This window comes from Micromonospora sp. NPDC050695, from assembly GCF_040654415.1.
In the GTDB taxonomy this organism is placed as follows: Bacteria; Actinomycetota; Actinomycetes; order Mycobacteriales; family Micromonosporaceae; genus Micromonospora.
In genome coordinates this window covers 16,886-34,993 of sequence record NZ_JBFAHZ010000022.1, presented here as the reverse complement: position 1 = coordinate 34,993, position 18,108 = coordinate 16,886, and the positions used below count along the sequence as shown (strand labels likewise).

General features: G+C 74.2%; 15 protein-coding genes. 14 read left to right on the top strand and 1 reads right to left on the bottom strand.

What is annotated here, in order from left to right:
* The first annotated feature begins 321 nt into the window (after positions 1-321).
* From AB0H52_RS18425 to AB0H52_RS18395, 7 genes are all read left to right on the top strand, one after another.
* Complete coding sequence (locus AB0H52_RS18425) at positions 322-1,146, top strand: DUF4097 family beta strand repeat-containing protein (protein WP_151492214.1); 825 nt, start codon at positions 322-324, stop codon at positions 1,144-1,146.
* On the top strand, positions 1,143-1,751 hold the full coding sequence (locus tag AB0H52_RS18420) for a PadR family transcriptional regulator (RefSeq protein ID WP_151492213.1): 609 nt from the start codon (positions 1,143-1,145) through the stop codon (positions 1,749-1,751). Before AB0H52_RS18425 ends, AB0H52_RS18420 begins: the two co-directional genes overlap by 4 nt.
* A gap of 84 nt (positions 1,752-1,835) precedes the next feature.
* Complete coding sequence (locus AB0H52_RS18415; protein ID WP_030336721.1) at positions 1,836-2,537, top strand: response regulator transcription factor; 702 nt, start codon at positions 1,836-1,838, stop codon at positions 2,535-2,537.
* Positions 2,534-4,090 carry a HAMP domain-containing sensor histidine kinase gene (locus tag AB0H52_RS18410; RefSeq protein WP_151492212.1) on the top strand — a complete coding sequence of 519 codons (1,557 nt, stop codon included), beginning with the start codon at positions 2,534-2,536 and terminating at the stop codon, positions 4,088-4,090. Before AB0H52_RS18415 ends, AB0H52_RS18410 begins: the two co-directional genes overlap by 4 nt.
* 62 nt (positions 4,091-4,152) lie before the next feature.
* Entirely contained in the window at positions 4,153-5,712 is a 1,560-nt protein-coding gene (locus AB0H52_RS18405; protein ID WP_357948755.1) for a trypsin-like peptidase domain-containing protein, read from the top strand.
* A 173-nt stretch (positions 5,713-5,885) separates the two neighbouring features.
* Positions 5,886-6,545, top strand: coding sequence for a BON domain-containing protein (locus AB0H52_RS18400; protein WP_357948752.1), 660 nt, complete (start codon positions 5,886-5,888; stop codon positions 6,543-6,545).
* Between the two features lie 154 nt (positions 6,546-6,699).
* Positions 6,700-7,755, top strand: coding sequence for a glycosyltransferase family 4 protein (locus AB0H52_RS18395; protein WP_357948817.1), 1,056 nt, complete (start codon positions 6,700-6,702; stop codon positions 7,753-7,755).
* Positions 7,756-7,779: 24 nt separating this feature from the next.
* On the opposite strand, the gene AB0H52_RS18390 is transcribed toward AB0H52_RS18395, so the two are convergent.
* Complete coding sequence (locus AB0H52_RS18390; RefSeq protein ID WP_357948749.1) at positions 7,780-9,216, bottom strand: protein kinase; 1,437 nt, start codon at positions 9,214-9,216, stop codon at positions 7,780-7,782.
* Between the two features lie 164 nt (positions 9,217-9,380).
* Between AB0H52_RS18390 and AB0H52_RS18385 the strand changes: the two genes are divergently transcribed.
* The 7 genes from AB0H52_RS18385 (at position 9,381) to AB0H52_RS18355 (ending at position 18,071) form a co-directional block, all read left to right on the top strand.
* Positions 9,381-10,214, top strand: a complete 834-nt coding sequence (locus AB0H52_RS18385) for a patatin-like phospholipase family protein (protein WP_151492208.1) — start codon at positions 9,381-9,383, stop codon at positions 10,212-10,214.
* Positions 10,214-11,230 (top strand): 1-acyl-sn-glycerol-3-phosphate acyltransferase, encoded by a 1,017-nt coding sequence (locus AB0H52_RS18380; RefSeq protein ID WP_151492207.1) that lies wholly within the window; start codon positions 10,214-10,216, stop codon positions 11,228-11,230. The genes AB0H52_RS18385 and AB0H52_RS18380 overlap by 1 nt, the downstream gene beginning before the upstream one ends.
* 9 nt (positions 11,231-11,239) lie before the next feature.
* A complete protein-coding gene (cutA, locus tag AB0H52_RS18375) occupies positions 11,240-11,560 on the top strand; it encodes a divalent-cation tolerance protein CutA (RefSeq protein WP_151492206.1) in 321 nt (106 codons plus the stop codon).
* A gap of 48 nt (positions 11,561-11,608) precedes the next feature.
* Positions 11,609-15,304 carry a hypothetical protein gene (locus AB0H52_RS18370; RefSeq protein WP_357948744.1) on the top strand — a complete coding sequence of 1,232 codons (3,696 nt, stop codon included), beginning with the start codon at positions 11,609-11,611 and terminating at the stop codon, positions 15,302-15,304.
* Positions 15,305-15,434: 130 nt separating this feature from the next.
* Positions 15,435-16,484, top strand: a complete 1,050-nt coding sequence (locus tag AB0H52_RS18365; RefSeq protein ID WP_357948741.1) for an acyl-CoA desaturase — start codon at positions 15,435-15,437, stop codon at positions 16,482-16,484.
* A 142-nt stretch (positions 16,485-16,626) separates the two neighbouring features.
* The gene (locus AB0H52_RS18360; RefSeq protein WP_151489267.1) at positions 16,627-16,920 is read left to right on the top strand and encodes a 4a-hydroxytetrahydrobiopterin dehydratase; all 294 of its coding nucleotides are present in this window, start codon (positions 16,627-16,629) and stop codon (positions 16,918-16,920) included.
* Positions 16,917-18,071, top strand: a complete 1,155-nt coding sequence (locus AB0H52_RS18355; RefSeq protein ID WP_151489266.1) for an FHA domain-containing protein — start codon at positions 16,917-16,919, stop codon at positions 18,069-18,071. Before AB0H52_RS18360 ends, AB0H52_RS18355 begins: the two co-directional genes overlap by 4 nt.
* Positions 18,072-18,108 lie beyond the last annotated feature (37 nt).

Sequence of the window (18,108 nt, the reverse complement as noted above, 5' to 3'; positions counted from 1 at the left end):
CCGGCGCGCCGCGCCCGCCCCCGGCGCGCCGCGCCCGCCCCCCGTCGCGCCGCCCCACGCCCCACGCCCCACGCGCTCGATCCAGGATGTAGTGGCCTCGCGGGCGCGGGATGCCACTACATCCAGGATCGAGCACGATCTTGGTGGCGCGGGCAGGCCCGCAGCCCGCAGCCCGCGGCCCGCAGCTCGCAGCTCCGCGCTCCCTCGGGACGTCGGTGGGCAGCGGGTCGACAACTCGCGACAGTCTTGTGTGTCGCGATGTATCGCGTTAGTGTCTTCTCGTTGGGCGCGCCGTCGGCGCGTCGTCGAGGGGAGGACGCCATGGCCGGTTGGACGGTCGAGAGCCCGCAGCGGCTCACCATGGACGGTCCGGTCATCCGGCTGGACGTTCAACTCGTCAGTGGACGGCTCAACGTGGTCGCCACCGACGGCCCGACCCGGATCGACGTCACCCAGGTCGGTCGCCGGCCGGTCCTGATCGACCACTCCGACGGCCGGCTCAGCATCCGGCAGGAGCGCGGACGGGGCTGGTCGGACGTCATGCGATGGTTCCGGATGATCCACCGCTATCCGCGGGTGGACGTCTCCGTCGCCGTGCCGGCCGACGTCCTCGCCGATCTGGGCCTGGTCGCGGGCTCGCTGGTCGCCTCCGGCCTGCGCCGGCAGACCACGGTCCACGTCGTCGCCGGCCAGATCACCCTCATGGGCCTGCGCGGCAACACCTCCGCGAAGATCACCTCCGGGCCGGTGGAGGCACTCGGGGTCCGCGGCGACCTCGCCCTGGAGACCGTCTCCGGCGAGGTGATCCTCGCCGACAGCGCCGCCGAGCGGGTGCAGGCGCAGACCGTCTCCGGCGCCATCACCTGCGACCTGGACAACCCCCGGCGCAGCGAGATCCGGCTCAGCACCATCTCCGGCAGCATCACCGTCCGGGTCCGCGAGGACAGCGACCTCGCCGTCCGACTGAACACCGCGTCCGGCCGGATCACCAGTGGGTTCCCGCAGGTGCGCGGTTCGCGGTTCCCGACGCCGAGCAGTGAGGGGGTGCTCGGCGCCGGTGAAGGTAAGCTCTGGGCCTCCGCGACGTCGGGAAGCATCGCCCTGCTGGCCCGAGCAGTCGACGACGATTCCGAGGAGCTGCCGTGACCGCCGTGTTCAGCCACGGGCGGCTCCGGCTCTACCTGCTCAAGCTCCTCGACGACGGGCCCAAGCACGGCTACGAGCTGATCCGCCTGCTGGAGGACCGGTTCCTCGGGCTCTACGCGCCCAGCGCCGGCACCATCTACCCCCGGCTGCAACGGCTGGAGGCCGAGGGACTGGTCAGCCACACCGCGGCCGGCGGCCGCAAGACGTACGACATCACCGACGCCGGCCGTGCCGAGCTGCGGCAGCGGGCCGACGAGTTGGCCGCGCTGGAGGCGGACATCGCCGCCTCGGTGGCGGACCTGTCGACCCTGGCCGGCGAGATCCGCAGCGAGGTACGCGGTTCGGTCCGCGACCTCAAGCGGGAGCTGACCGAGGCGACCCGGCAGACCCGGCGTACCCGGTGGGAGGCACCCCCGCCGCCCCGGCCGACGCCGGCCGACGGGCTGCGTGCCACTCTGCTCGACGACTTCGACCAGCGGCTGGTCGCGTTCACCGCCGAGGTCGGCCGGCTGGCGCGGTCCCGGCAGTTCAGCGACACCCAGCTGCGTACGGCGATCCGGCTGCTCGACGGAGCCCTGGACGGGTTGCGCCGACTGCTGCGCTGACGCGCCCGAGGCCGGTCGACGACTCACAGGTTTTTTGCAGGAAGCGTCCAGCGCCGGCGCAGTGAGGTCACCGATGATGGGCACATGCCCGCTACCCAGACCGAGGCGCGACTTCTCGTCGTCGAGGACGACCCCAACATCCTCGAACTCCTCTCCGCGAGCCTGCGCTTCGCGGGCTTCGACGTGGCCACCGCGACCAGCGGCAGCGCGGCCCTGAACGCCGCCAAGGACCACCGGCCCGACCTGGTCGTGCTCGACGTGATGCTGCCGGACCTGGACGGCTTCGAGGTCATCCGGATGCTCCGCGAGGGCGGTACGCGTACCCCGGTGGTCTTTCTGACCGCCCGGGACGCCACCGACGACAAGATCCGCGGGCTGACCCTGGGTGGCGACGACTACGTCACCAAGCCGTTCAGCCTGGAGGAGCTGACCGCCCGGATCCGCGCCGTGCTGCGCCGCACCACCACCGGCGAGCAGGCTCCCTCCCGGCTCACGTTCGCGGACCTGGAGCTGGACGAGGAGACCCACGAGGTGCACCGGGCCGGGCAGCGGGTGCAGCTCTCGCCGACCGAGTTCAAGCTGCTGCGCTACCTGATGCTCAACGCCAACCGGGTGCTGTCCAAGGCGCAGATCCTCGATCACGTCTGGAACTACGACTTCCGGGGCGACGACAACATCGTCGAGTCCTACATCTCGTACCTGCGGCGCAAGGTCGACACCACCCAACCCCGCCTGATCCACACTCTCCGCGGCGTCGGGTACGTCCTGCGCAAGCCGGCGGCGTGAACGCTGTCCAGCAGGCGAAGGGGCGGGTGCGCAGCGTTCCGCTGCGGGTCAAGCTGGTCACCTCGGTGCTGGCGCTGGTCGCCGTCGCGTTGCTGGTGATCAGCTCGCTGACCGCGTACTTCCTCCGCAACTACCTGGAGGGCCAGGTCGACGGGCAGGTCCGGTCGACCGCCCAGGGCCTCGGTCAGCTGCTCCCGAAGCTGCGCAGCCTTGAGGTCGGCGCGATACTGCCCAGCGACTACGTCGTCATCGTGGCCGACGAACAGCAGGTCTACGCGCCCAAGTACGACGGGCGCAGCTTCGACCCCGGCCAACTGCCCGCGTTCCCCACCACTCGCGCGGGTTTCGAGGCTGCGGAGGGTGAGCCGCAAACCGTCCGGTCCCACGACGGCTACACCCGCTGGCGGGTGTACTACGCCCCCCAGCCGGATGGCTCGGTGCTGGCCGTTGGGCAGCCGCTGACCGATGTGGACCGGGCGGTGAAGCAGCTCGTCTGGATAGACCTCCTGGTCGGCGGCGCGGTGCTGATCATGTTGGCCTCGGTGGGCGCGGCGATCGTCCGGACCAGCCTCAAGCCCCTCGTCGAAATCGAACAGACCGCCGCCGCGATCGCCGGCGGCGACCTGACCCGCCGGGTGCCCGACCCCGAGGAGGGTCAGGAACACCCCACCTCGGAGCTGGGCCGGCTGTCGCGCGCGCTGAACGCGATGCTCACCCAGATCGAGGCGGCGTTCACGGCCCGAGCCGCCTCGGAGACCTCGGCGCGCTGGGCGGAGAGCGCCGCCCGGGATGCCGCGGCCGCCGCTCAGGCGTCCGAGGCGCGGGCCATCCGGTCGGAGGAGCGGATGCGGCAGTTCGTCGCGGACGCGTCGCACGAGCTGCGGACCCCGCTGACCACCATCCGCGGTTTCGCGGAGCTGTACCGCCAGGGTGCCGCGCGGGCCCCGGAGGAGACCGCCGGCCTGCTGCGCCGCATCGAGGACGAGGCGGCCCGGATGGGGCTGCTGGTGGAGGATCTGCTGCTGCTCGCCCGGCTGGACCGGGAACGGCCGCTCTCCCTGGCGCCGGTGGAGCTGCCGGTGCTCGCCTCCGACGCGGTGCACGCCGCCCGGGCGATGGCCCCGGACCGGCGGATCGACCTGGAGATCGAGCCCGGATCGGGACCGCTCCTGGTCTCCGCCGACGACGCGCGGCTGCGTCAGGTCATCGGCAATCTGGTGACCAACGCGCTCACCCACACCCCGCCGGACGCCGAGATCCGCCTGCGGCTCCGCGAGGAGAAGGGCAACCTCGCCGTGGTGGAGGTGGCCGACACCGGTCCGGGCCTCTCGCCGGACCAGGCGGAACGGGTCTTCGAACGGTTCTACCGGGCCGACGCGGCGCGTACCCGGCGGGCCGACGGCAACACCGGCACCGGGCTCGGCCTGGCCATCGTGGCGGCCCTGGTGGCCGCCCACCACGGCACCGTCGAGGTGGCCGAGACGCCCGGCGGCGGGGCCACCTTCCGGGTCCGGCTGCCCCTGCTGTCACCGGTCGAGGAGGCCGGCGAGTGACTTTCAGCCAACTTCCAGGGCGGTTCCAGCTTGATCGCAGTGCCGGGGGAGAAGGTAGTGACATGACCGAGTTCGAGTCCGACCCGCAGCGCCGGCCGGCCCCCACCGACGCCGAGCCGTCGCACCCCACCGCCGAGCTGCCGCGCGACGAGCGCGGGCAGTCCGACTCCCCGACCACTCCCGTTCCGGTTATCTCGACCACGGGTGACGCGCCGACCACCGCCGCCACCCCGGCCGTCCCCGCCGGCACCGCCGCGCCGACCACGGCGTACGCCGGCCAGCCGGCCTCCGGACAGCAGCCGACCGGGTACGAGCCGCCGACCGCCACTCCCTCCGCCCCGCCGTACCCGGTCTCCGGCCACCCGGCGCCCGGCCAGCACGGCTACCCGCAGCCGACGGCCGGCCGGTATCCCGGTGCCCCCTGGTACGCGGGCCAGCAGCAGTCCGGCTGGGCCGGCGGGGGCCAGCCGGGCGTGGCCTACCCGCACCAGCAGCACGCGCAGCAGCCGGGGCAGCCGATGCCGCCGTGGGGCCCGCAGGTCGCGCCGCCCGGCAGCGGCCCCCGGCCGGGCCGCATCGCCAAGTTCGCCGGCGCCGGTGTCGCCGTGTTCGCCCTGATGCTCGGCTCCGGCGTGGCCGGCGGAGCGCTCGCACTCGCACTCGACGGGGACGGCGGCGGTGTCACCCGCACCTACTCGGCCGCCCCGGTGATCAACAGCGCGGACCTGCCGAAGATCGCCGCGGCCGTGCAGGACAGCGTCGTCTCGATCACCACCGACAGCGGTGAGGGCTCCGGGGTGGTGCTCAGCGCCGACGGGTACGTGCTCACCAACAACCACGTGGTGGCCTCCGCCGCCGGCGACACCGTCCGGGTGGTCTTCGCCGACGGCACGAGCGCCGAAGCGAAGATCATCGGTACCGACCCGAAGACCGACCTGGCCGTGGTCAAGGCCAACGGCGTGAGCAACCTCAAGCCGGCCAAGTTCGGTGACAGCGACGCCATGCAGGTCGGCGACCAGGTGCTCGCCCTGGGCAGCCCGCTCGGCCTGCAGGGTTCGGTGACCTCGGGCATCCTGAGCGCCCGGGACCGCACCATCCGGGCCGGCGAGGGTCAGCCGCAGGACCCGAGCCAGCAGAGCCAGGCCGTCAGCTCGATCTCCGGCCTGCTGCAGACCGACGCGCCGATCAACCCCGGCAACTCCGGCGGCGCGCTGGTCAACACCCGGGGCGAGGTGATCGGCGTGAACACCGCCATCGCCACCTCCGGGCAGAGCACCGGCAACATCGGTGTCGGGTTCGCCATCCCCAGCAACAAGGCCAAGGACGTCGCGGGCAAGCTCCAGCGCGGCGAGAAGGTCAGCCACCCGTCGCTCGGGGTGGGCGTCAACCAGGCCGAGGGCGGTGGCGCGCTCGTCGCGTCGGTCACCGCGGGCAGCGCCGCCGAGAAGGCCGGCCTGCAGCGGGGCGACGTCGTCACCAAGTTCGGCGACAAGACGATCAACGACTCGGACGATCTGGTCGGCGCGGTGCAGGCCGGCAAGGTCGGCGACAGGGTCGAGGTGCAGTACAAGCGCAACGGTGTCGAGAAGACGGCAACCGTGACGCTCGCCGAGACGTCCTAACCAACAACTGAACCTGCCTCCTCCCTCCGGCGGCGGGTGGCGGGGCCGAGGGGGTCGGCTCCGCCACCCGCCGCGCTTTTCCCTTCGACGGCGGTTCACCCGGATCGGGTGAACCGCCGTCACCCGTACACCCGGCAGGTTCGGTGCACGAGGCGAGACGGAGGTGGAGGCCGGTGGATGTCCGTGACGACCAGCGGATCCAGCGCGACGTCCTGGCCGAACTGGCGTGGGACGCGCGGCTGCGACCGAACGAGATCGGCGTGACCGCCGACCAGGGGGTGGTCACCCTGACCGGGTTCGTGGACAGCACCGCCCGCGGCTGGGCGGCGACCCGCTGCGCGCAGCGCGTGCGCGGGGTGCGGGCGGTGGCCGACGAGATCGAGGTGCGGCTGACGAGCACTCCGGGACGTACCGACGCCGAGATCGCCATCGCCGCGTCCCGCGCGCTGGAGTGGGACAGCTTCGTCCCCGCCGAACGGCTGGACGTGACCGTGGCCAACGGCTGGCTGATGCTGCGCGGTGAGGTCGAGTTCGGCTGGCAGCGCCGCGCCGCCGAGGGCGAGGTGCGTCGGTTGGCCGGGGTGCGGGGGATCAACAACCTGATCGAGGTACGCCCACCGCAGCCGCCCGCCGGCGAGCGGCTGCGCCACGACGTCGAGCGCGCGCTGCTGCGCACGATCGGCGCGGACCGGGTGACCGTGGAGGTGGACGGCGACACGCTGGTCCTCGCCGGAGTGGTCCGGTCGTGGTGGGAACGCGACCAGGTCGAGCGGGTGGCCTGGTCCGCCCCGGGGGTGCGGGTGGTCCACGACCAGCTCCTGGTCGGCGGGTGAGCGTCCGTCTTGTCCGGTTTACCGGAGACGCCACGGGGAAACCGCCGCGGACCACGCCGACCGGCGACACCGGACCGGGGATCAACGGGGAGGACTCGTGGCCGTGACCCACCCGCCTGCCGACCGCTCGGGCGAGCGGTCGTTGCGCATCGCGATGGTGGTCCCGCCCTGGTTGTCCGTACCGCCCCCCGGCTACGGCGGGCTGGAGCAGGTGGTCGCCGCGCTGGTGGACGCGTTGACCGGGCACGGGCACGCGGTGACCCTGTTCGGCGCCGGCGGCGAGCACGGCACCGCCGCCGCCGGTTTCGTCTCCACCGTTCCCGAGGTCCAGTACGAGCGGCTCGGCGAGTCGCTGCCGGAGCTCGCCCACCTGGCCCGGGTGAACCGGCTGATCACCGCGGCCGACTTCGACGTGATCCACGACCACACCACGATCGGTCCGCTGGTCGCCGGCCGCCGGGCCGTCCCGACGGTGGCGACCGTGCACGGCAACCCGGTGGGGGAGTACGGCGACGTGCTCGGCGACGCCGACCAGGAGGTGGCCCTGGTGGCCATCTCGCATGCCCAGCGCCGGTTGAACCCCGGCCTGCCCTGGGCCGGCACGGTGCACAACGCGCTGGACATCCGTGGCTTCCCGCGCAAGACCGAGCCCGGTGCCGGGCCGGTGTTGTGGCTGGCGCGGTTCAGCCCGGACAAGGGCCCGGACGTCGCCATCCGGGCGTGCCGGGAGGCCGGGCTGCCGCTGCTGCTGGCCGGCAAGTGCAACGAGCCCGCCGAACGCCGCTACTACGAGCAGGTCGTCGCGCCGCTGGTCGACGACGACGTGACCGTCGTGCTCAACGCCGACCGCGCCGAGACCCTGCGGATGCTGGTCGACGCCCGCTGTCTGATCATGCCGATCCAGTGGGAGGAGCCGTTCGGCATGGTGATGCTGGAGGCGATGGCGACCGGTACCCCGGTGGTCGCCCTCGACCGGGGTGCCGTGCCGGAGCTGGTCCGGCCCGGGGTGACCGGGCTGGTGTGCGACCGTCCGGACGACCTTTCGGCGGCCCTGGTGGCGGCGCAGCGGCTCGACCCGGAGGACTGCGTGGCGCACGTCGCGGAGAACTTCTCGGTCGAGCGGATGGCCTACGGCTACGAGGAGGTCTACCGGCGCTTCGCCGCGAGCTGGTACGCGATCCGCGCACCGGCCCGGGTGCCGGCCCGCTGACCCACCCGGGTGCCGGCCGCCGGGTCAGACCTGCGCCGCACCCAGTTCGGCGATGGCGGCGTCCAGGCGCTGCGCGTACGCCGGACTGATGCCGCCCTCACCGAGGCGGACCGCGACCTTCTCGCGCAGCCGGGCCACCGGCGGTGCCAGCTCGTCCCGGCCGGAACCGACCGCCGCGGTCAGGTTGCGCAGCTCGTTGCGCAGGTCCAGGCCCACGTCGGAACGGATCTCGCCGGCGTTTAGCCCGTCGCCGATCAGCCGGTCGACGCGGTTCGCGGCCTCGACCAGGGTGCCCGGGTCCGAGCTGGGCGAGCCGGCACTCGACCGCGCCGACGGCGACGGGGTCGGGAGCCGGGGTGCCTCGGTGACCGGCGGGTCGAACGACGGGGGTGCCACCGGGCCGGTCGACGGCTGCGTCCGGGGTGCCGGCCGCTCGTCGGGCAGCAGGGCCACCCCGGCCAGCGCCACGCCGACCGCGAGGACCGCCGGAACCAGCAGCAGCGCGACCCTTCGACGTGACCGTCCGGCCGCCACCTCGGACGGCGCGTCCGCCGTCGTCGGCTCGGTGACCGGCTCAGGTGGCAGGGCCAGGGTGGACACCGGGACCGCGGTGGTCGAGGGCTCGGCCGGCAGCAGTTGGTCGCGCAGGGCGGTGGCGACCTGCCGGGCCGTCGGCCGGTCGGCCGGATCCCGGGAGAGGCTGCGCAGGCAGATCCGGGCCACCGCCGGCGGCAGCTCCGGAAGGTCGGCCAGGGTCGGCGGCGGGCCGCCGGCCAGCGCGGCGCTGAGCTGCTCCCAGGTGTCCGCCGGGTACGGAACCCGGCCGGTGAGCGCCTCGTGCAGCAGTACGCCCAGCGAGTACACGTCGCTGGCCGGCTGGGCGGGGGCGCCGTCGAGCCGTTCCGGGGCCACGTACGCGGGGGTGCCGAAGGTGCCGCCGTCCTCGTCCTCGTCCGGCGCGCCGATCCGGGTGGCGATGCCGAAGTCGAGCACCTTGACACCCATCGCGGTCATCATCACGTTGGCCGGGGTGATGTCACGGTGCACGATGCCGAGCCGGTGTGCGGCGGCCAGCGCGTCGGCGATCTGCGCGCCCACCTGGACCGCCTCGGTCCACGGCAGAGGCCCCTCGGTGAGCCGCAGCTCCAGCTCCTCGCCGCTGAGCAGTTCCATCACCACGAACGAGGTGATCGAGCCGTCCGGGTCGACCGTCTCGCCGTAGTCGTGCACCGAGGTGACGTGCGGGTGCACCAACTGCGCGGCGGCGCGGGCCTCCTCGCGCACCATGTCCCGGAAGCGGGCGTCGGCGGCCAGCGACGGTGCGAGCACCTTGAGCGCGACGACCCGGTCGAGGACCTCGTCGCGGGCACGCCAGATGACCGACATTCCGCCGGCGCCAACCTGGTCGACAAGCCGGTACCTGCGGGCCAGTAACCGGCCCGGGTGCAGCGCTGCCTTCACGGATCGCACCTGCCTCGGGGTGGGGGCCGTATCAGGTTGCGCGAATGTGTCCAGCCTGTCAACGGCGTCACCGCCCGCCGTCGACCGGCGGCGTCCGCGCTGCGCCGAACGCCGGGTGGCAGCGTCCCGCCGCCCGGCGGCGGGCCCGTGCCAGGATGAGAGGCATGGCGGGGGGACCGGTGGCGTTCGTACTCGGCGGCGGGGGAGTTCTCGGCGCGGTCGAGGTGGGCATGTTGCGCGCCCTGTTCCGCGCCGGCATCCAACCCGACCTGGTGCTCGGCACCTCCATCGGTGCGGTCAACGGCGCGCTGGTCGCCGCCGACCCGTCGGAGGCGGTGACCGACCGGCTGGTCCGGCTGTGGGCGTCGCCGGAGGCCAGCGAGGTGTACGGCGACTCCGTCGCCCGGCAGTTGCGCCGCTTCGCCGCCCGCACCCACCTGCACTCGCCCCGACCTCTGCGCCGGCTGCTCGAATCGGAGCTGGGCGTGGACACCACGTTCGCCGACCTGCGGGTGCCGTTCCGCTGCTGCGCCGCGCACATCGAGCGGGCCGCCGAGCACTGGTTCGACAGCGGGCCGGTGGTGCCGGCCGTGCTGGCCTCGGCCTCGGTGCCGGGCCTGCTGCCACCCATGGAGATCAACGGTGCGCACTACGTGGACGGTGGCATCGTCAACTCCATCCCCATCGGCGAGGCGGTGGCCGCCGGCGCCGGCCGGATCTTCGTCCTCCAGGTGGGCCGGATCGAACGCGAGCTGACCCCGCCCCGACGGCCGTGGGAGATCGCCCAGGTCGCGTTCGAGATCTCCCGCCGGCACCGCTTCTTCCGGGAGATGGCCGCGCTGCCCGAGGGGGTGGAGGTGCACGTCCTGCCGACCGGTGGGCTGAATCCGCGTGACGACACCCCGTGGGCGTACCGGGACATGGCGGCCGTGGGTCGGCGGATCAGTCGGGCCTACACCGCCTCCCGCCGCTACCTCGCGACCCACGTGGAACGCTGATGCCGCTGCCCCCCAGGTGGCTACGCCGGTTGTTGATCGCCCCCGCCGTGGTGCTGCTCGCGTTCCTCGTCGTCACCACGCTGCCGGTCTGGGCGCTGCTCGCCGCGGCTGCCTCCCCACTGGTCCCGGGCCGGCTCCGCCCGCTGCGGCTGCTCTGGATCGGCTGCGTCTACCTGGTGTGGGACGCTGGCGCGCTGCTCGCGCTGTTCCTGCTCTGGGTGGCCTCCGGGTTCGGCTGGCGGACCCGGTCGCCGGCCTTCCAACGCGCGCACTACGTGCTGGCCGGCTGGTTCCTGCGGGTGCTGTTCTGGCAGGCCCGCTGGACGCTGCGGCTGCGCATCGACGTGGTCGGCACGGACCCGGACACCGCGTTGCCCGGCCGGCCCGAGCTGGTGCTCTGCCGGCACGCCGGGCCGGGTGACTCGTTCATCCTGATCCACGGGCTGGTCAACTGGTTCCACCGGGAACCGCGGATCGTGCTCAAGGACAGCCTCCAGTGGGATCCGGCGATCGACGTGCTGCTCAACCGGCTGCCCAACCGGTTCATCGCGCCGACACCGGAGCGGGGTGAGGAGACCGTACGCCAGGTCGGGCACCTGGCCGACGGCCTGGACGACAACGACGCCTTCGTGATCTTCCCGGAGGGCGGCAACTTCACCCCCAAACGGCGGCTGCGTGCCATCGCCCGGCTGCGCTCCCTCGGCCTGGAGCGGATGGCGCAGCGCGCCGAGCGGATGCGTCACGTGCTCGCCCCGCAGCCCGGCGGGATGCTCGCCGCGCTCGACGCCGCCCCGGACGCCGGGGTCATCTTCGTCGCGCACACCGGCCTGGACCGGATGCTCACCGTCGCCGATGTCTGGCGGGAACTGCCCATGGACAAGCTGATCGTGATGCGGTTCTGGTCGGTGCCGCCGGAGGAGGTGCCGACCGGGCGACAGCAGCGCATCGACTGGCTCTATGACTGGTGGGCGCAGATTGACACCTGGATCGCGGCCAATCGGGACGCCGCCGCGTAGGGTGCGCTCGTGGACCAGATCTGCGTGGTGACGACGGTGGTGGATGCGCGTTCGGTTGCCGACGTGCTGGCGGCCGCGGCCGTCGCCGGGCGGCTCGCCGCCTGCGCCCAGGTCGGCGGGCAGGTGGACAGCACCTACTGGTGGCGCTCCGGTGTGGAGACCAGCACCGAGTGGTCGGTGCAGTTCAAGACCGCACCGGACCGGCTCACCGCGTTGGTCGACCAGATCCGGGTCAGCCATCCGTACGAGGTACCGGAAATCCTGGTGTCCAGGGTGGACAGCGGTGACCCCGGCTACGTCACCTGGGTACACGAGCACACCCGACCGTGAGTACGCGCACTCTGGGCGGCACCCGGGACGGGTTCCGATGATGTGCGGGTGGATGACACCCGCTATCCCTGCCCCGCCTGCGGCGCCCCGGCTGACCTGAACGCCGGCTGCGCCGGGTGCCGCCGCCCACCCGACCCGGTCGCCGCCGAGGTGGTCCGGCTGGGTCGGGAGGTCGCTCAGCTCGAGCCGCAGGTGGAGCAGGCCCGCCGGACGTACACCGAGCTGGCCGGGCGGCTGGCGGCCACGTCGCGGCGGCGGGCGGAGCTGGCGGCGCTCGTCCGTGCCGCGGTGGCGGTGCCCGTTGCGGGGCCGGCGCCGGTGCCCGCTCCGGCGACTCCGGCGGCTCCGGGGGTTGCGGAGACTCCGGCGGCTCCAGGGGTGGCGGAGGCGTCGACCCGGACGATCCAGGGTCTGCTCTTCGTCCTCGGTGGACTCCTGCTGGGCACCGCGGCGGTGGTGTTCACGGCGGTCGCCTGGGCGTCGGTCGGGGTCGGTGGACGGGCGCTGATCCTGGCGGCGTTCACCGCGCTTGCACTGGCCGTGCCGCTGCTGGCGGTCCGCCGGGGGTTGCGTGGCACGGCGGAGACGTTCGCCGCGGTGGGGCTGCTGCTGGTGGTGCTCGACGGGTACGCGGCCTGGTCGGTGAACCTGGCCGGAGTCGCCGGCTGGCCGGGCACCCGGTACGCCGCGCTGGTCGGGGGTGTCAGCGCGGCGGTCGCCGTGGCGTACGGCCGGTCCAGTGGACTGACCGGGCCGTGGTTCGCCGCGTTGCTGGGCGCGCAGCCGGTGCTGCCGCTGCTCGCCGCCAACGCGCGGCCGGACGCCGACAGCTGGGCGCTGGTCCTGCTCGGGGTGGCGCTGCTGGATCTGGCCGTGTTGGCGGCGCTGCGCGGCCGACCGGGGACGGCGCTGCTCGTCGGTCGGGTGGTGGCCGGCGCCGGGCACGTCGCGGCGCTCGTGGGTGCCGCTGGCTGCGCCGTCGTGTCGTTGCTGCTCGGCCGCGCCGCGGGCACACCGCTGCTGGCCGGGGTGCCGCTGCTGCTGGTCGTCCTGACCGCGCTCGCCGCGGCCCGGCTGGTCGGCGGCGCGACGCTGCGGACGGTGGCCGCCGGGCTGCTGGTGCCGGTGCTGGCTCTCGCGCTGCTGCGTCCGGTGGTCGAGCTGCGGCCGGCGCTGCTGCTGCTCGCGACGGCGGTGGTGGCCGTCGGCCTGGCCGCCGCGGTGCGCCTGCTGCCGGCGTCACCCGGATTGCGGGGGGCCGAGCCGAAGCGAGCCGAGCCGGCGGGGGCCGGGTCGAGCGCGGCCGGATCGGGCGTGGCCGGGTCGAGCGTGGTCGGTGCCCGCGACTGGCGGATCGGCCCGCGAGTGGGGGCCCTGCTGGTCGCCGCTGGTACGGCGCAGATCGCGGCGCTGATCACCGGTGTCCTGGCGGTCGCCGCCGCCAGCCGGTCGCTGCCACCGTGGGGCGGGGCAGACGCGGGTCCGGACCTGGACTGGGGCTGGCAGCTGGCACCCGCCGTGGCGCTGGCGCTCGGCGCGACGGCGCTGCTGGTGCCTCGGCGGGCGTGGGAGGTGCTCGCCACGGCCGGCGCGGTGGCGGTGCTGCTCGCGGTGCCGGCCGGCTGGACCGCGTCCTGGTCGGCCGTGCTGGCCGTGGACCTGGTCGGCGGGGCCGCGCTGCTGCTCGCCGTGCTGGCCCGCCCGGCGACCCGACCCGCCGTGCTGTCCACCCGCGCGCTGGGCGGCGCCGTCCTGCTCGGGCACGGACTGCTGGTGGCCCTGGCCGATCCGGTGGGTGCTCTCGCGGCGCTCGGCGTCATCGCCGTGGCCGGTCTGGCGCTCGCCGCGCGGCAGGCCGCCGGCCCGTACCGGCGGGTGGCCGGCGGGGGGCTTCTCGTCGCGCAGCTCGCACTGCCCGGGATCGCCGCGGTGGCGTCGTTCGCGGCGGGCGCGCCGCCCTGGTGGCAGGTCCGGCTCGCGCTGGCCGCCGCCGGGCTGCCGCTGGTCGCGGTCCTCGCGGCGCGTCGTCACCGGATCGGGCTGACCGGGTACGCGGTGACCGGCGGGGTGGCCGCGGTGACCGTACCCGGGCTCGCGCCCCTGGTCGCGGCGGGCGACGAGCCCCTCGCGCTGTACGCGGCACTGGCGGCGTCGGGCGTCGCGCTCGTCGCCCGGTGGGACCGGCCGACGACCGACATCGGAACGCCGCCGGTGGTCGACGGGTCACCGGCGGCCGGGGAGCTGTCCGTGGTCGGGGGGTCGCCGGCGGCTGGGGGGCCGTCGGTGGTCGGGGGGTTGCCGGCGGCTGGGGGGCCGTCGGTGGTGGGCCGATCGCCGACGGTCGGGGGGCCGTCGGCGATCGGCCGTCCGGGCGTGCTGGTGGTGGCGGGTGCAGTGCTGGGGGCGGTGGCCGTGCTGGCGGCCCTGCCGACGATGCTGTCCGCGCTCGTGTCGCCGTACGGCAGCGGGGGCCGGCTCTGGTCGGGGGTGCCGACCGTCGTCGCCGACTCGGCGGCGTACCCCGTCGGGCTGGCACTGGTCGCGCTGGCGGTGGCCGCCGTCCTGGCGGGTCGACCGAGCCGCCTCCCGGTGCTGGCCGCGCTGCCGTTCGCCGCCGGGGCACTGCCGGTGCTGCTCGTCGCGGTCGGTGTGCCCTGGCCGGTGCTCCCGGGTGCCGTGCTGCTCGCCGGTGTGGCCGCGCTGCTGCTCGCCGCCCTGGCCGCACCGCGCCCGGCGCTCGCGCCGACCGCCGTACCGGTGGGGGCGGTGCTGGTCGCCTCCGGCGTGCTGGGGCTGTTCGCCACCCGGGCCGGCACGCTCGCCGCCGAGGCGGTGCTGCTGGTGACGGCGGTGATCGTCGCGGTCGGGGCGCGGACGGTCGAGGTGCGGGTCGTGGGGTACCTCGCGGCGGTGGGCGCCGCATCGGCTCTGGCGGTGACCGCACCGCTCGCCGCCGGGCAGCCGCTGCGGTCGGCGGCGTACCCGTTGCTGGCGGTGGCCGCGCTGGTCCTGGCCGTCGCCGCCGCGACCAGCCCGGCGCGGGCGGTCGCCGCGACCAGCCGGACGGCGACGGCGCAGGCCCGACCCGGACGGGTGCTGGACGCCGCCGCGCAGGTGGTGGCGCTGGTGGCGGCCGTGCTCGCCGTCGAGGTGGCGCGGCACCTCGCAACCGTCTGCGTGCTCTGGGGTGTCGCCGTGGCGTTGCGGCTGCTGCGTCGGGGCGAGCCGGCCGGACGCCGGTGGACGTTCGCCGGCATCGCCGCGGGCAGCGAGCTGGTTGGGGCGTGGGTGCTGCTGGCCGCCGGCGGGGTGACGGTGCTGGAGGCGTACACCCTGCCGGCCGCGGCCCTCGCCCTCGGCGCGGGCCTGCTGGCCCTGCGGACCAGGCCGGGGCTGACCAGCTGGCCGGCCCTCGGCCCGGGGCTTGTCGCGGCGCTGCTGCCGAGCCTGGTGTCGGTGCTGGCCGGGCCGGATCCGCAGCCGTGGCGGCGGCTACTGCTCGGTGCGGCGGCGCTGAGCGTGGTGCTGGCCGGAGCGGCCCGCCGCTGGCAGGCTCCCGTGCTGCTCGGCGGCGGCGCGCTGACCCTGCTGGCGCTGCACGAACTGATCCGGGGTTGGGACCTGCTGCCCCGATGGATCTACCTGGCGCTCGGCGGGCTGGCGCTGGTCGGGCTGGCCGCCACCTACGAGCGGCGCCGACGCGACCTGGCCTGGCTGCGGGCCGCCGTGACCAGGCTCGACTGAGTCGTGGGGGTAGGGCCCGCCCTACCCCCCATTCGGGGGTTGTCAGGGTTACTCAGCGCGACCGCTGCCCGGACACTTGACATTAGGCCCGAACCAACCCGGTACGGGCGTAAGTGGAACGGGAGCAGCGATGGCGCTCGGAGCGGTGGCAGAACCGCCGGTACGACGGCGAGGTAGTGACTACGCACAGTTGTCCCGACGGATCAGCCAGGCGGGCCTGCTGGAGCGGCGCCCCGGCTGGTACGTCACCCGCATCGTGCTCACCCTCGGCGCCTTCGTGGCCGGCTGGGTCGCCGTCCTCCTGATCGGTGACTCCTGGTGGCAGCTGCCGCTCGCGGCCGTGATGGCGGTCGCCACCACCCAGGTCGCGTTCCTCGGGCACGACGCCGGGCACCGCCAGATGTTCCGTCGGCGCGGCCCGAGCGAGCTGGTCGGGTTGTTCGCCGGCAACGTCGCGGTCGGGATCAGCTACGGCTGGTGGGTCGACAAGCACAACCGGCACCACGCCAACCCGAACCACGAGGACGAAGACCCGGACGTCGGCGCGGGCGCCCTGGTGTGGACACCCGAGCAGGCGATCGAGACCCGGGGCTTCGGCCGGTGGATGGCTCGGCGGCAGGCGTACTTCTTCTTCCCGATGCTGCTGCTCGAGGGCCTGAGCCTGCACGTGGCGAGCATCCGGGCGATCATCGGCCGGGAGAACGGCCGGTACACCGTCCCGATGCGGCACCGGGCCGTCGAGGCGGCGCTGCTCGGCGTGCACACCGTCGGGTACGTGGCGCTGCTGCTGGCGGTCATGTCGCCGGTCAAGGCGCTGCTCTTCGCCGTCGTGCACCAGGCGCTGTGGGGCCTCTACATGGGCTGCGCGTTCGCGCCCAACCACAAGGGCATGCCGATGCCGACCGCCGAGGACGAGCTGGACTTCCTGCGTAAGCAGGTGCTGACCTCCCGCAACGTGCGCGGCAGCCGGCTGGTGGACACCGCGCTGGGCGGGCTCAACTACCAGATCGAGCACCACCTGTTCCCGAACATGCCCCGGGCCAACCTGCGCCGGGCCCAGCCGATCGTCCGCGCCTACTGCGTCGAGCAGGGCATCTCGTACGCGGAGACCGGGCTGGTCGAGTCGTACCGGCAGGCACTCGGCCACCTGCACGAGGTGGGCCGGCCGCTGCGCGGCTGATCCAAGGGCCGCTGCGCGGCTGTTGCGAGGACTGATCGGGGGTGGCATCTGACGATGCCGCCCCATCGTCGTTGATCGTCCGGTGAGCCGGACCTCGGCGGCGCGTACGGCCCGCCGTACGCGCCACCGGTAGGGTCTGCTCATGGCAGACCTGCTCACCGCGGACGCGGTGCGAGAAGAGCTGGGCCGGTTGCCCGACTGGTCGGGCGACCCGACCGGCATCGGTCGTACGGCCCAGCTCGGCAGTTTCCCGGCAGCCATCGCGGTGGTGGACCGGGTGGCGACGGTGGCCGAGGAGCTTGACCACCATCCCGACATCGACATCCGGTGGCGGACCCTGACCTTCCGCTGTGTCACGCACTCGGCCGGTGGGGTCACCTACCGGGACTTCGAGTTGGCCCGGCGGATTGACGACATCGTCCGGAGTGCGGCATGAGATTCGAGATCAGCAAGGTTCTGGACGCCATCGAGGGGCGGGTCTGCACGGACCCGTCGCTGGCTCGGGCCGTGGTCGACCTGGCCGAGATCATCCGTTACCAGGACATCGACGGCGGTCGGCCGGCCAGCCTGCTGCGCCTCGGCATGGTCATCGACGCGCTCTCCCGCGAGCTGGAGGAGGACAGCGTCCAGGTCTACGCGGTCGTGCACCGGGCGCTGCTCTCCGACGCCGACCTCACCTCGAACGAGCGGATGGTGGTGCGCCGCTGGGCCGACGACGGCCTCGTCGAGGTGCTCGACAACCCGGGCGACCGGATGCTGGAGGTGGCCGACCTGCTCGGTCTGCCGGTGCTCAGCCGGGTCCGCTTCGACGGGCTGCGCGGCCGGTTCCCGTGGCTGGTCGAGCAGCCCGGTCGGGTCGTCGCCCCGGTGCCCGGCGCCGGCGGGCCGGTGTTCATCGCACACGTCGGCGGCGGGCACTCGCCGGTGGCCGGCAAGCGTTCGCCGACCGGCGTGAAGCTGCTGGCCCGCCAGTGGCGCTGCCCGGAGTCGGGCTGCGCGCTGTTCGGCGGCGGTGGCGGGGGTGGCGCGTTCGCCGACCTGGCCGGAGGAGCGGACCGCAGCCCGGCGGCGCAGCCACCGCCCGCGCTGCGCAACGGCGTACCAACCTGCCCCCGGCACGGCGTACGCCTCGGTGACGGCGGCCCGCGTCCGCGTACGGAGGTGCTGGCGGTGCGCGTCGGCGGGCTGGTCCGGCGGCGGTTCGTGCTCAGCGACGAACAGCCGGTGGTGGCCGGCCGGGCTCCGGAGCAGGACGGCGGGATCATGCTCGGGCAGTGGCTCAACGACGAGGCCCGGCGGTGGATCAGCCGGGGTCACGTCCGCTTCGAGCTGCGGGTCGGCGAGGTCATCGTCACCGATGTGAGCACCAACGGCTCCGGCATCCGCCCGGGCGGTTCGATGGCCGAGTCGGACCGCATCCCGCTGGCCCCGCAGCAGTCCCGGGTGCTCGGCGAGAACGACATGATCGAGCTGTACCCCGGGGTGCAGATCGGTCGGGCCGAGGAGTTGCCGAGCGGCGCCCCGTTCACCCCGACCTCGGTGATGGCCGAGGCCCCGACGATGGCGATGCGCCTACCCCGCCCCTGACGCGCCCCTGCGGTGCGGTGCGGTGCGGTGCGCCAAG